We start from the raw sequence: 13,683 nt of genomic DNA, 5'->3' as shown, positions 1-13,683 counted from the left end.
ATTCATAACTATTTTATTGACTTTTTCCAGTTTTTGGCGGAAACAAGGGATCGGAAGGGGCGCAAATTTATTTTTTTTCACATTCGAAAACAGAAAATAACTTTTTGAATGAAATGCCGCAAACAATACCCGCGTCGGTTCCGTCCCAAATGACAGGGCAAAACACTTTGAAAAACAGAGGAAACGACACATGAGCGTTAAAAACATTCTTTCGGTTTATCCCGGTCTGGCTGGTAAACAAAGCGCGTTAAAACATGCCATTAAAATCGCTAAATTACACGGTGCCTGGTTAACAGGTGTTATCAGCCATCAAGGTCAATCCTTGGCAGAAGGTCGTTTTGGCGGACGTCTCCCCCCCAGCATTTTAGAAGAATTGCAAGAGCTTGATAAAAAACATCTTGGCGAAGTAAAGGTCGAATTCGAACGAATGATGGCTGAAAATGATTTAAGTGAGCGGGGTGAATTTATGGACCTTGACCAACATGAAGTCAGCAACCTCTCTTCTTTCGCGCGTGCTTTCGATCTCGTCGTCATGAGCCCCCATTCCAGCGAACCCGGTGAGTCTCATATTTCAGCCCACCCTGACCGTGTTGCCCTGGAAGGTGGTCGCCCCGTTTTGATCGTTCCCAATGGGTATGAAGCCACAGGCCTTGCAGATCACGCCCTGATCGCCTGGGACGGGAAACGTGCCGCTGCACGCGCCCTGGGGGATGCGATGCATTACCTGGAAACAAAACCCAAAGTCACCATTCTGTGCGTTGGTAAAAAAGCCACGCCGGGGATAGACCAATTGTTAAAATCTTTGGATCGTCATGGTGTTGAAACCAACCTGCTCATCAAATCACCCGAACGATCCATCGGACAGACAATCCTGACAACACTGGATGAAGTTGGGGCAAAGTTGTTGGTCATGGGCGCTTATGAGCATAGCAAGTTTTCACAAGATCTGTTTGGCGGTGTGACCCATGATGTCATGCAACATTGTCCGGTCCCGTTATTTTTGTCCCACTAATTTTTCAAACATCATCACGTACAAAAAGAGAGGCCTCGGTACACACCAAAGCCTCTTTTTTCTGTCACCTATCGTCTTCTTTATGTTTTAACTAAAAAGCCATCAAAAAAAGCTGCCAAATCGTCATACCCGTCCAAAGGCAGGATATGGGCAATATACTGATCCGGACGCACCACGATCATACAGCCCTGCTCACGATCAATCCCGCGCATATCATAGATATCACCAACGCCTTTATGATCTACACAGAAGACTTTTTCATGATCCATCAAACCAAGCTTGCCGGTTTTGGGACGCAGAAGTGAGGGCATATCTTCATAGGCCAGCAAGTCAAAGGTTTGCTGGAAAACGGCCCGAAAATCGATCAACCCATCAATATTCTCCCCCTCTTTGGTATATTTGACGATGGGAGAATTCGCATCTTTTTCAAGCCAGTCCGCCAACTTGTGAATCGCGGACCCTTTATCGGAACTATCATTTTTCCCCGCAAAGGCATAAATACGCCAGCGGCCATCCGCTTGCGCCACGTGGCCAAGCTGTAGTTGCTTTGCATCTGCCAAACGCACAACTGGGGCTGAATGGAAACGGCGCCCCACTTCTTGACCTGTTGCCAAGCCTTGATAGGTATCAGGACCTGTTAAAACAGAAGGGCCGTATTTAACCGCCAGCCCCCCCGTGAATTCGAGGTTTTCCTTAAACTGGCGCACGAAGCGGGGTTCATCACCTTGATCCAGTTCAGACTCACCCGGCGGAGCCGACATAATACGCGCCCACTCATGATCGGTGTCCACAAGACGCTTGGCCTCTGCCCAACGTTCTGCAGAATAGCTATGGAGCAAACTTGCAGGGGATCGCCCTTGCAGCACATGGGCCAATTTCCAACCCAGGTTAAACGTATCCTGCATAGAAACATTCATACCTTGCCCTGCTTTCGGGCTATGAGTGTGGCAAGCGTCCCCTGCGGTAAAGACACGTGGCATGCGGCTTTCAGTTTCGCCTGCTGGCACATCATCAAAACGGTCTGTCATACGGTGACCAATTTCATAGATAGACCACCACACAACCTCTTTCACATCAATACTATAAGGTTGCATGATTCGGTTCGCCGCCGCGATCATATCTTCTTGGGTGAATTTGCGGTTTGAGACACGTTCATCTTCTTTCAGTTTATCTAATTCCACATACATGCGGAAAAGATAGCCCCCTTCCCGCGGCAAAATCAAAACGTTCCCTTCGTGGGCAGATGTGATGAGACATTTTTGCCGTACATCTGGAAAATCCGTATTCGCGAGAATATCCATCACCCCCCAAGCTTGATGGGCCGCATCCCCTTCCAGCTTACCGCCGATTGCTTCGCGCACATAAGAACGCGCCCCATCACAACCAACCACATAATTTGCCCGGACACTCTTTGTTTCTCCCCAGTTTACACCGGTATCTTTCAACGTAACCGTGACGGGATGATCTTCCGTTGTTGTATCGATCTTCAGATCACAAACCGACCAGTTATAGTCCGGCTGCATACGGGTCGGCGCGTTTTTCATCACATTGATAAAGAGTTCATGGATACGTGCCTGATTGATCAGAATATGGGGCATTTCGGACGAGTCATCCGCCACATCCTGCACCCGCCCAATGCGTTTAATCTCCTTCGGGTTTTCAGGATTCGGCATCCAGAAGCTTGTTTGGTTCACCCAATAGCTTTCGCGCTTAATCGTATCGGCAAAGCCAAACGCCTGAAACATTTCCATCGTGCGTGTATTGATGCCGTCTGCTTTACCTTTTTCAATATTGGTCGGCTGAGCTTCCACAATCATAGTGCTGATATCGGGGAATTGCGACAGTTGCGCAGCCAGACACAATCCGGCAGGCCCCGTGCCGACGATTAAGACATCCACTTCTTCGGGTAAGGGGGTATGGGGGCTAAAATCTCGGCGTGTCGGGGCAGCATTTTTCTGATCCGGGTTCCCGCCGCGAAAACCATCCACATAATATTGCATAAATTATTCTCCTGTTGCAAAGCCTCAATCCTGATTTGGATTTTTAATATGTATACTTATCATATCTATACATATTATTTTCCGTCAACAAAAAAATAAGTGTACTTACCATTTCAACTAAGCTATTGTTTATGAATAATTGTTTGACAAAAATGTGGGATATCGGATGTCATTAAACAATATGCCGGGCCATCTGATCAGACGGCTACATCAAATTTCGACACAAATTTTTCAGCAGCGTCTCCATGACGTCGGTTTTGATTTAACCCCCGTGCAATTCGCAACACTTGAGGTGTTACATAATCATCCCAACATTGAACAAGCCCAGGTCGCCAGCATCATTGCTTATGACCGGGCAACCATCGGCGGGGTGATTGATCGGCTCGAACAAAAAGGGTTTATACAACGCGAAGTCAGCAAAAAGGATCGCCGCGCCCGCGAGGTCCGTCTCAGTCAGGACGGGTTGAAAAGCTATAAAAAAGTAGCACCAATCGTGGCGGATCTACAGCATGACATTCTACAAAACCTAGATGAAACTGAACAAAAAGATCTTTTAAAGCTTCTACAAAAAGCAATCTCTTAACCCAGAGAAGCGCCATCCAATACGCCTGTCTATTATGCCAGAGCCTTGCCAATGCTGACCATTCCTGATATTTGACGCTAATTACGTGACCTAAAGAATGACCAAACTGATATCAACATCGATATTGCCAAGGGGAGAATCCATCCTAAATCGTTACCGGATGAATACAGTCTTCCCCTCGAAAGCCCCTCCTGGCCTACCACCCACTCTCAGACAACCAGTATCAGCCTAAGCCGTATCCCTTGTGTCACGGCTGTTTTATTTCCCCCCAACTAACACGACCAAAACGACCATGCCAATCCTGCCAATTACCCAAGAGACTTGGGCCGACATCAACGTTTTACAAAACGACGTCTATCACCAGATCGAACCGGAACCTTTAGAGGTTTTGCAGGACAAATGGATCAAGTCCCCTGACCTGTGCTTTTACTATCGTGAGGATGGTCTTTTACTGTCTTACCTGCTCTCCCACGCCTGGAATAGCGACACCACGCCCAGCCTGTCAGAACTTCTGCCAAAGGACTATGCGGGGCCGATCCTGTTTCTTCATGATCTAGCCGTCTCCACGGCTGCGAAGGGCAAAGGCGTCGGCACAAGAATGGTTGAGCACCTTTTGAAGAAGGCGCAACAGGGTAGCTTTGACAAGATCAGTCTTGTGTCCATCCAAAGCTCCAAAGCTTTTTGGGAAAGACACGGCTTCATCGAAGTCCCTCATGACGTGTCCGACAGCTATGGCGATGATGCGACCTATATGGAACGCGCTCTTTAACCTGCCCCGTCATAAGCTCAAGAAAAAAGCCCTGCAAAAGGTACAGGGCTTTTTGTGTTAGGACTAAAAAGTCTTAGTCTTCGTTTGCGTGCTTTTTCTCGACAGCGTCAACAACGTTGCGCAAGAAAGCCAGACATTTATCCAGCTGGTCGATCTCAACATATTCGTTCGGCTGGTGAGCTTGTTCAATGTTGCCCGGGCCACAAATGATCGCCGGGATTCCGCCGACTTTCTCGAAGATACCGCCTTCAGACCCGTAAGAGACCTTGCCGCTAACTTCCGGCAAAACATCACGGATCAGGTCGAACGCTTCATCATCAAGACAATCCCCCATGCCCGGATAAGAGAAGACTTTCTCCCACTTGATGCCCGCATCTTCTGAAATCGCTTTCATCTGCGGCAACAACTCGGCTTCCACATTCTTCATCAGGTCATCCAAAACGGCCTGACCATCATGTTCGGGGATATGACGAATTTCGAAAGTAAACTCGCAATATTCCGGTGTCACGTTGGTGGCTGCACCGCCATTGATGGTTGTGACCAGCATTGTGCTGTGCGGTACAGTGAAGCTATGGTCAAACGGGCCTTCTTCAGCAATTTTATCGGCATACTGGGAGATCATCTGAATGATCCGACCCGCATATTCAATCGCATTCACGTGGTGCGGCGCATAGGACGAATGGCCCGCTGTCCCATAGACTTTCGCCCGCATGGAATGCTTTCCCTTCTGACCATTGACCACAAACATCTGTGTCGGCTCGCCAATGAGAGCGAACATCGGTACAGCACCGGAGTTTGCAATCCCTTCCACCATACGACCGACGCCTAAACAGCCCACTTCTTCATCATAAGATAGACAAATGTGGAACGGGATCGGCAGGTTACGCTTTTTCAGTTCTGGCGCCAAGGCCAAGGCGCAGGCGATAAAGCCCTTCATGTCGGTTGCGCCGCGACCGTAGAGCTTGTGATCACGCTCCACCAGATCAAACGGCTCACTCTTCCATGTTTCTTCAAGGGCAGGCACCACATCGGTGTGACCAGACAGGACGATCCCCGGACGGTCGGCTGGGCCAATTGTCGCCCATAGGTTTGCCTTTTGCTTGCTGTCATCAAAGAACAGCTTACTTTCTACGCCCAAATCAGCCAAATAGCCTTGAACATATTCAATAAGCGCCATGTTGGACTTAAAGCTTGTGGTGTCGAAAGAGACGAGTTTTTCCAACAACTCTATCGTTTTATAGAGTTCTGAAAAGTTTTCTTCTTGAGTTTTCATGTCTGATCTACTGCTCAGTTTGTTTGAATTCGCTTGCGCGCTTTACGTTTCAGTAACTCGCGGCGAATTGTTAAAATTGTGAAAAAGATCGTCATTGCAAGGAAGCCGAGGGAAATCCATGAGTCAAAGAAGATGGATAACTCCCCACGGGAAATTGCAAGGGAACGACGCATATTATCTTCAAACATCGGCCCGATAATAAAGGCGATGAGGAATGGTGCTGCAGGGATCCCCAGGACCATCATGACAAACCCGACCAGCCCCATAATCAACAGGACGGTAATGTCAAACGGGTTGGTCGCGATGGAGAAAATACCAAAGAGACACAGCGCCAACACGCAGGGAAGCAACACTTCCCGCGGAATTTTTGAAATCTTGGCAAAGCCGCCAGCGGTCAAACGACCTGCGACAAACAACAGCGCGGAGCTGAACAACATGCCCATAAACAACGCATAGACATCGCCGATATTATTTTGGAAGAGCAATGGTCCCGGCGTCAAACCGTGGATCATAAACGCGCCCAGCATCACGCCGGTAATCACATCACCCGGCACACCAAGGGCCAAGAGCGGGATCATGGTTGCGCCACAACAGCCGTTGTTTGCGGATTCTGAAGCCGCGATGCCTTCCAGTTCCCCTTTCCCAAAGTTATCGCCATTTTTAGACGTACGACGCGCTTCACTGTAGGAAAAGAAGGCCGCTGTGGACGGACCAACACCAGGGATTGCCCCCATGAAGACACCGATAAAGCTGCCGCGGACGATGGATTTGATGGAACCTCTGAATTCCTCAAAGGACAACCGATTGTCCCCCAGCTTCATGGCCTGAGTGTTTTCCGGCTGGCGAAAGACAATCATCTTAATCAGTTCCGGCAAGGCAAACAGACCGATAAGGACAGGCACCACGCCCAGACCACCTTCCATATTCTCGCTCATGGCAAAACGGTAGGAGCCATAGATATCTTCGCCCACAGTCGCCAACAGCAAGCCAAGACAGGCAGAGACAACACCCAGCACCAAAGACGGGCCGGAAATACTCGCCACAATCACCAGAGAGAAGGTCATGAGCATGAAATATTCAGGCGGGCCGATCTGCAAAGCAAAGGCTGCGAGTGGAATTGCAAGGAAGAACAAAGACATGTTGGAGATAAAATCCCCGATACAGCTTGAAGCCAATGCCATGTTCAAGGCCTTGCCGCCTTTGCCGTTTTTAGCCAACGGGTAGCCATCCAACACGGTACAGGCAGCCGAGGCCGTTCCCGGTGTTTTGATCAAAATGGCAGAAATCGAGCCACCATAGGTGGAGCCTTTATAAAGGGCGACCAACAATAAAAGACTTGTGACCGGTGACAGGTAAAACGTAAACGGCAGCGCCAGCGTCACCGCCATTGTCCCGGTCATCCCCGGAATGGCACCGATAATCACACCAGCCCAAATACCGGCCCCGATCGCCAAGGCATTTTGCCAAGTCGCGACCAAATCAAAAGCATATGCTAATTCGTTCCACATAACAGGCTCTAACAATCCGAAATAAAATTAACGATCAATCGCTTAAGAAAAAAGGCTACCCATCGGGAAAAGCGTATGGATAAATTGCGAAAAAATAAAATAAAGGGCCAACGGGAAAATCACCGACAAGGCAACCATCAACCATTTGTGGCGATAGGTCCCCGTCATGGCGAACAACACGCCGAGCAATAAAATACTAGCAGGTACAAACCCGATAAACGGCATCCCGTAAATAAACGCGAGGAAAGAAACCACAAGGACTGCCAAGCGCAGCATGTGCGGCTTGGTCACTACAAGGTCTTCCACATCCGCATCAGGTGCCTGTTCCAGCGCAGGCTTTTTAGATTTAGCAATCGCGAGCGCTAAAGCGAGCACGCCCATCGCCATCCCCAGAACGGCTGTGGTTTTAGGCCACATATCCGGGGGCGGGGCAAAGCCCGGAATGAAGGATGGAACCGGCACATAAAGCGGTATCAGAACAAAGAACACCAAAGCAAAAAAGCTAAGAGCCAAAATCCCGGAACTTAAATCACGATTAATACGCATGTCCCATCCTCCTCAATTCACTTACTTAACGTAGCCAAATGTTTTGGCCATGCCGTTGTAAAGCTCAAACTGGCCTTTAACGAACTCAACCGGATCTTCATCATTGATGATGGAGATAGAACCGCGTTTTTTCGTCAGGTCCAACCAAGACTCGTCCGTTGCAACTTGATCCAAAATGGATTTCCATTTTGCAACAACCTCAGCCGGCAGATTTTTCGGGCCATACAGACCACTCCAGCCGCCAACTTTACCCGCTTGCGCGTAGTTCAGTTCTTTGGCTGTCGGGACGTCCGGCAGGGCTTCCATACGCTTAGGCGCATAAACCATCAGAGCACGCATTTTACCCGCTTGGATATGCGGCATCAAAGAGCCCGCAGCAATCGCGAGGAAGTCAACGTGACCACCCAACAGGGCTGCTGCCAATGCGCTACCGCCTTTGTAAGGAACCAAAGTGGCTGCGGCTTGCGGGTTCAGACCCAGATCAGACAGCAAAGCCTGAACGGTGAAACCGTCAATCGCAGTCGGGCCGGAAGACGCATAAGTCATCTTGCCGTTTGTTTCTTTGATTTTCGCAACCAGATCATCCATGGATTTGATGTCAGACTCGGCGTTCACAGCCAAGATCATCGGTGTTGCTTCCAGCATACCCAGGAATGTGTAGTCATCCCAGCCAACTGGGCTTTCTGTGTTGACAGCCGGGTACAAGGCCATACCGACGCGTGACAGCAACAATGTGTAACCATCTGCTTTTGCACGTGATACGAAACGCGCACCGTTCATGCCACCGTTACCGGTTTTGTTTACAACAACGATCGGCTGACCATCTGTGTGGTTGCCTGCACTGTTTGCCAACGCACGCGCTGCCAAATCAGAAGCGCCACCAGCGCCATAAGGTGCAACCAGTGTAATTGCTTTTGTCGGGTAATCCGCAGCTTGCACACTCACAGATACGAGCAGTGCAGACAGGGCTGACAAAACAAACTTACCAGGTTTCCAGACTTTTAAAAACTTCACCTGTGTCTCCTCCTTGTGATGATTTGTCTCTCATCAAGAATCTAATGAACTTTGAATGACAATATGGTTACGTAAGGCTTAACGAACTTGCAAGCAAATGCTTTTCAGTATAACTTTTTAACATACTAAATTTCACCACTTCCACCCAAGGTATGAACATTTTAACTGACCGACATCTTTTTACTCACTCGCGGCATCGGGCTAGAAATACTCATTTTTTTGAGTAAGCAATTAGATTTCTGCATGGCTTCTATGTGGAAAACGCATTTCCAGAAGCATGCGAAATACGAATAGCGCTTAAAGGACAAACAATGAAAATACGAGAAATTGAAAGTTTTGACGCCTTCATGACATATGGTTCTGTGACCCGCGCGGCCGAAGCCATGAACATCAGTCAGCCCATGGTCAGCCGTTTATTGTCCAAATTTGAACAGTCTGTGGGCTTTGCCCTTTTTCAACGCACCGGCAACCAGCTCACTCCCACGCGGGAGGCGGAACAGTTTCAAGCCACCATCGCGCGCTCCCTGATCAGTCTTAACGAGCTAAAAACCCAAGCACGCGCCATTGCCAACCAGCAAACCGGTGCCATTCGCATTACCGCCCAGCCCAGTCATGCCGATACCTACCTCTTAAATGCCGTCGCCGCTTTTAAACGCAGCCACCCCAACGTGCTGATCACCATCAACGACTTGGGCCTTGAAGGGGTTTTGGAAACGGTCAGTTCCGGCAATAGTGATCTGGGGATCGGCATTACCCTCAACCTTAAACACCCCATGCTGGAAATGACCAAGCTTGCCACCTGTCAGGCCATTTGCGTGCTCCCCCGTGAACACAAGTTGGCAGGCTTTGAAACCATTGATATTGACCTCCTGCACGATGAAAGCTTCATCGATCTTGCGCTCGGCAGTCCGCTACGCACACGCATTGACTATATTTTTCAGGTCGCGGGCTGGTCGCGCAAAACTTCCGCAGAGGCACGCACCGTGCGCGTGGTCACAAAACTCGTCGAACAAAACGTCGGCATTGCCGTCCTTGATCCTTTCGCACAGTTTATGATCGATCCACAAAAAGCCATTGCCCTGCCCCTCACCCCGAAAATTGAATGGGATGTGACTCTTTTTCACACCAAACGCCCCCTGACCCAAATCGAAAATCAGTTCATTCATCACATCCAAACCGAACTTGCCACTCAGAAAGGCAAGATGGGATTCTTATAGACACACAACCACAACTATAAGATTTAAAAGGCCCACACTTCCCTGAAACGCGAAGACCGAGTCACCTTGCAAAACCAAAGGTTTTCAATATGTTATAAACCTGCGGTTTCCCGACAAAAACATATCCCTTTACGCGAGAAAAACCTTGTTTGCGCCTCTTCACAAGCTCTAAAATCCGCCTCAGCCCTCACCACTGAAGGCTCAATGAAAGGCGCCTAAAATGGAAAGAGAGAAGCTCTTCTGTTCTGAGAAGTTGCCTACATTGCAAACACAAATACTCCAAGAAAGATAAAATGTATGAATTCAATTGACGAAAAGCTACGTCCAATTCTGGCTGAAGTTCACCGCCGCAATGCCGGTGAAGATGAATTTCTCCAAGCTGTCCATGAAGTGCTCGAAAGCCTCGGACGGGTGGTTGCCAAACATCCCCATTATCTGGAAAAAGCGCTGATCGAACGCATTTGCGAACCAGAGCGTCAAATCATTTTCCGTATTCCATGGGTTGACGACAAAGGACAGGTTCAGATTAACCGGGGCTTTCGCGTTCAATTCAATTCTGCCTTAGGCCCCTATAAAGGGGGGATGCGCTTCCATCCGTCCGTAAATGTCGGGATCATCAAGTTCCTTGGGTTTGAACAAACTTTTAAAAATGCCCTAACTGGCCTCCCCATTGGCGGCGGCAAAGGCGGATCTGACTTCGACCCGAAAGGTCGCTCGGATGGCGAGATTATGCGCTTCTGCCAATCCCTGATGACGGAACTGCACCGTCACCTCGGCGAACAAACTGACGTCCCTGCGGGAGACATTGGCGTCAGCGGACGTGAAATCGGCTATATGTTCGGTCAATATAAACGCCTCAACAACCGTTTTGAAGCCGGTGTCTTAACGGGTAAAGCCCTCGCCTTTGGTGGCTCGCGTGCCCGCACGGAAGCCACAGGATATGGCAACACTTACTTTGTGCGCGCCATGCTGCAAACCATGGGTACTGATTTTGATGGCAAAAAAGTTGTCGTTTCCGGCTCCGGCAACGTTGCGATTTATACCATTGAAAAAGTTCAGGCGTTCGGCGGTAAGGTCATCGCTTGCTCTGACAGCTCCGGCTATGTGGTTGACGAGAATGGGATCGACCTTGACCTCTTGAAAGAGATTAAAGAGGTTCGCCGCGAACGGATCGGCGAATATGTCAAACGCCGCGGGGAAGGCGCCCACTTCATCCCCACCAGCAAAGGGGAGATTTGGGACGTTCCGTGCGATGTTGCCATGCCATCAGCCACACAAAACGAGCTTTCCGGTAAAGGGGCCGCCACCCTGATCCGTAACGGCGTTATCGCGGTGGGAGAAGGGGCAAACATGCCGTCCACCCCGGAAGCGATCAAAGCCTTTCAGGAAGCTGGCGTTAAGTTTGCGCCCGGTAAAGCCGCCAATGCCGGTGGAGTCGCCACCTCCGCACTGGAAATGCAACAAAACGCCAGCCGCGATAGCTGGAGCTTTGAGCAAACTGAAGAGCGTCTGGCCAAAATCATGCGCGACATTCATGATACCTGCGCCACCACTGCCGACGAATATGGCGCGCCCGGTGACTACGTTCTAGGGGCCAATATCGCCGGCTTCGTCAGAGTCGCAGAAGCTATGGACATGCAGGGCGTCATTTAACGCACTCCCCCGCATTTTCGAAAAACGAGAACCTCGCACCTTCACAGTTGCGGGGTTCTCTTTTATTCAGGCACTGATGTCTTGCCTGTTGATAAGATTATAGGGCATAAAACTTGAAATACATTCACCATAGCAATCTTAGGTCGCGCAAAGGATCTGTTCCCAAATGGCACTGCGTCTCTTGAAAAACAGTCTCTTTCCTATTTTTCTCCTGTCATTGATTGGGTATCTCCTGACCCATATAGGGGATCACGATTTCGGCCTTATGACCAAAGAAGTCAAAATCCAGTTGAGAAAAGTTGAGAACGAACCGACCTTTAACGTCGAGATCACCAATCAACTCCCCCTTAAAGACCTTGATCGTGACATGCGCTTTTGCAAAGTGGAAAAAAACGCAACAGTCATTCCACGCGACATTCTTGCAGCGCTTGAGGGCTGGCGCATCTCCTATTGGCTACAACACCGCTTATCTAAAGTCCTCAGTAACTGGCATTTATTGAACTGGCAATGCCTGCCCCCTGCGCGCCAACTTTCCAGCGCACAGGATGTAGCCATTGCCGATCAAGAGAGCTTTGCCCTTGAAAATGGACAGCTCTACTTCAACACCCAAAATGGACTTACACCGCGAGCCAGCGGCTATCGCTATAGCCTCATCATCCAATCGGCACACCACAGCCTTGTGTCCAATATGATAACCACGGCTCTATGGGTCAGCGGCCTTTTGTTGCTGGTTATCCTGTTTAAAAACAAGGAAATCCGTCAAACGGTCCTGATCAGTTCATCTATGAGTCTTCTAACCTTGCTTGTCTGTATGGCTGGCGGCGAAGCTTATTTACGCCATCTCATCCCGTTTACAGAAAAAAATATCCCCCGAATTTATGACCCGGAGACTGGCTTTACCTACCTGCCCAACCAGACCTATTACGCGACCAATCACACAGATTATTGGACGGTGCAACATTCCAACTCCCTTGGTATGCTGGACCATGAACCGGTAATACCCAAACCACAAGGGCGGTTTCGCATTCTGGTAGTTGGCGACTCTTTTGTCGAAGGCCAACAAATCGAAATCGACGAGAAATTTCACATTCGCCTGAAAGACCATCTCCAACAGGCAATGCCCGACTTTGATATGGATATTGTTGCGCTGGGATCCAACGGGACAGGGCAAAGCAACCAACTTGCTTTCTACGAAAAATTTGCGCCGCGTCTGGAACCGGATCTGATCATTTTGCTGACCGTTGGCAACGATTTTGCCAATAACTCCACACGCTTGACGTCACTCAACTATAATTGGGACCCCAAGCATCCCCCGATTTTATTTTTTGAACCAACCGCAGACGGAACATTCAGCCGCCTGAATCAAGACCCTGACTGGCATCATAAAGTCTATGACATTCCATCCGAACTTACGCTTAAACAGAGAATGCGCGCTAACCAGCTGGCAATGATCAAGGCTTACCCCGATCTGGCTGACAGCTTTGGGAACTGGAACCCCACCAACGACCTCAATATGCACAATATGTTTTTTGCTGAAAAGCTGCCCCCCGTCTTTGAAGATGCTCTCGCTTCCACAAAAGAATCTTTGCGCCAATTCAAACTGTTGGCCCAAAAAGACAAGGCCCATTTACTCGTTGTCGCCATTGACGATTGGACACGCACTTCTATTTCCAACTGGAACCATCGCCAACTCGACCCGAAAAGACGCATTGAACGACTCAAACATATTAATCAGGCGTTGGATCTGACCTTTTTAGACCTTTTCCCGATCTTCCAGACTTGGGGGACATCTCAAAAGCCACGTTTCCTCTTTGATGGGCATTGGAATGCGATAGGCCATAACTGGGGCGCAAGGGCAGTCTCAACCTTCCTCGTTGACGAACATCCCGAAATGCTGCGGTCCCTAAAGGACAAATAAAGCTCAACGTAAAACAAAGAAGTGATCATTGGTGCTCACCTCTATGCGTTGGCCAATCCTTTCGCAATAAGCAACCAGCGCATCATTCGCGCGCTTGGCGTAGCCCCCAAAAAGTGATCCACACGAAATGTTAGTTTTTCTGGCTTATTCAAATCCATGGATAAGGAGAAAAGACATGGGAAAACTGAAA

General features: G+C 49.2%; 11 protein-coding genes. 6 read left to right on the top strand and 5 right to left on the bottom strand.

Annotated features, from left to right (window positions below; genetic code table 11):
• The first annotated feature begins 190 nt into the window (after positions 1-190).
• The gene (locus tag Q397_RS0116845) at positions 191-1,012 is read left to right on the top strand and encodes a universal stress protein (protein WP_028880410.1); all 822 of its coding nucleotides are present in this window, start codon (positions 191-193) and stop codon (positions 1,010-1,012) included.
• A gap of 80 nt (positions 1,013-1,092) precedes the next feature.
• On the opposite strand, the gene Q397_RS0116840 is transcribed toward Q397_RS0116845, so the two are convergent.
• Complete coding sequence (locus Q397_RS0116840) at positions 1,093-3,012, bottom strand: FAD-dependent monooxygenase (RefSeq protein ID WP_028880409.1); 1,920 nt, start codon at positions 3,010-3,012, stop codon at positions 1,093-1,095.
• Positions 3,013-3,178: 166 nt separating this feature from the next.
• Here Q397_RS0116840 and Q397_RS0116835 point away from each other — a divergent pair, with 166 nt between their 5' ends.
• Together Q397_RS0116835 and Q397_RS0116830 are read left to right on the top strand one after the other, a co-directional pair.
• Complete coding sequence (locus Q397_RS0116835; protein WP_028880408.1) at positions 3,179-3,595, top strand: MarR family winged helix-turn-helix transcriptional regulator; 417 nt, start codon at positions 3,179-3,181, stop codon at positions 3,593-3,595.
• 292 nt (positions 3,596-3,887) lie between these two features.
• Positions 3,888-4,364: a GNAT family N-acetyltransferase gene (locus Q397_RS0116830; protein ID WP_028880407.1), complete on the top strand. Its 477-nt coding sequence runs from the start codon at positions 3,888-3,890 to the stop codon at positions 4,362-4,364.
• Positions 4,365-4,437: 73 nt separating this feature from the next.
• Here Q397_RS0116830 and argE read toward each other — a convergent pair whose 3' ends face one another.
• The 4 genes from argE to Q397_RS0116810 are packed head-to-tail and all read right to left on the bottom strand — an operon-like array spanning position 4,438 to position 8,705.
• Positions 4,438-5,637 carry an acetylornithine deacetylase gene (argE, locus tag Q397_RS0116825; protein ID WP_051610236.1) on the bottom strand — a complete coding sequence of 400 codons (1,200 nt, stop codon included), beginning with the start codon at positions 5,635-5,637 and terminating at the stop codon, positions 4,438-4,440.
• A gap of 14 nt (positions 5,638-5,651) precedes the next feature.
• Positions 5,652-7,145, bottom strand: coding sequence for a tripartite tricarboxylate transporter permease (locus Q397_RS0116820; protein WP_028880405.1), 1,494 nt, complete (start codon positions 7,143-7,145; stop codon positions 5,652-5,654).
• Positions 7,146-7,187: 42 nt separating this feature from the next.
• Positions 7,188-7,691, bottom strand: coding sequence for a tripartite tricarboxylate transporter TctB family protein (locus Q397_RS0116815; RefSeq protein ID WP_028880404.1), 504 nt, complete (start codon positions 7,689-7,691; stop codon positions 7,188-7,190).
• 21 nt (positions 7,692-7,712) lie between these two features.
• The gene (locus tag Q397_RS0116810) at positions 7,713-8,705 is read right to left on the bottom strand and encodes a Bug family tripartite tricarboxylate transporter substrate binding protein (protein ID WP_038014509.1); all 993 of its coding nucleotides are present in this window, start codon (positions 8,703-8,705) and stop codon (positions 7,713-7,715) included.
• A 311-nt stretch (positions 8,706-9,016) separates the two neighbouring features.
• Between Q397_RS0116810 and Q397_RS0116805 the strand changes: the two genes are divergently transcribed.
• From Q397_RS0116805 to Q397_RS0116795, 3 genes are all read left to right on the top strand, one after another.
• Positions 9,017-9,922, top strand: a complete 906-nt coding sequence (locus Q397_RS0116805; RefSeq protein WP_028880402.1) for a LysR family transcriptional regulator — start codon at positions 9,017-9,019, stop codon at positions 9,920-9,922.
• A gap of 297 nt (positions 9,923-10,219) precedes the next feature.
• Positions 10,220-11,575 carry an NADP-specific glutamate dehydrogenase gene (gdhA, locus tag Q397_RS0116800; protein WP_028880401.1) on the top strand — a complete coding sequence of 452 codons (1,356 nt, stop codon included), beginning with the start codon at positions 10,220-10,222 and terminating at the stop codon, positions 11,573-11,575.
• 166 nt (positions 11,576-11,741) lie between these two features.
• A complete protein-coding gene (locus tag Q397_RS0116795) occupies positions 11,742-13,493 on the top strand; it encodes an SGNH/GDSL hydrolase family protein (protein ID WP_028880400.1) in 1,752 nt (583 codons plus the stop codon).
• The last annotated feature ends 190 nt before the right edge of the window (positions 13,494-13,683 follow it).

Source organism: Terasakiella pusilla DSM 6293, assembly GCF_000688235.1.
Classification (GTDB): domain Bacteria; phylum Pseudomonadota; class Alphaproteobacteria; order Rhodospirillales; family Terasakiellaceae; genus Terasakiella; species Terasakiella pusilla.
The sequence above is the reverse complement of the archived record's forward strand: the minus strand, read 5'-3'. Positions and strand labels throughout refer to the sequence as shown.

What these genes read in the sequence shown, in the direction of transcription:
- Q397_RS0116845 (WP_028880410.1), top strand. Translation starts at nt 191, where the DNA reads ATGAGCGTTAAAAACATTCTTTCGGTTTATCCCGGTCTGGCTGGTAAA.
- Q397_RS0116840 (WP_028880409.1), bottom strand. Translation starts at nt 3,012, where the DNA reads ATGCAATATTATGTGGATGGTTTTCGCGGCGGGAACCCGGATCAGAAA.
- Q397_RS0116835 (WP_028880408.1), top strand. Translation starts at nt 3,179, where the DNA reads ATGTCATTAAACAATATGCCGGGCCATCTGATCAGACGGCTACATCAA.
- Q397_RS0116830 (WP_028880407.1), top strand. Translation starts at nt 3,888, where the DNA reads ATGCCAATCCTGCCAATTACCCAAGAGACTTGGGCCGACATCAACGTT.
- argE (WP_051610236.1), bottom strand. Translation starts at nt 5,637, where the DNA reads ATGAAAACTCAAGAAGAAAACTTTTCAGAACTCTATAAAACGATAGAG.
- Q397_RS0116820 (WP_028880405.1), bottom strand. Translation starts at nt 7,145, where the DNA reads ATGTGGAACGAATTAGCATATGCTTTTGATTTGGTCGCGACTTGGCAA.
- Q397_RS0116815 (WP_028880404.1), bottom strand. Translation starts at nt 7,691, where the DNA reads ATGCGTATTAATCGTGATTTAAGTTCCGGGATTTTGGCTCTTAGCTTT.
- Q397_RS0116805 (WP_028880402.1), top strand. Translation starts at nt 9,017, where the DNA reads ATGAAAATACGAGAAATTGAAAGTTTTGACGCCTTCATGACATATGGT.
- gdhA (WP_028880401.1), top strand. Translation starts at nt 10,220, where the DNA reads ATGAATTCAATTGACGAAAAGCTACGTCCAATTCTGGCTGAAGTTCAC.
- Q397_RS0116795 (WP_028880400.1), top strand. Translation starts at nt 11,742, where the DNA reads ATGGCACTGCGTCTCTTGAAAAACAGTCTCTTTCCTATTTTTCTCCTG.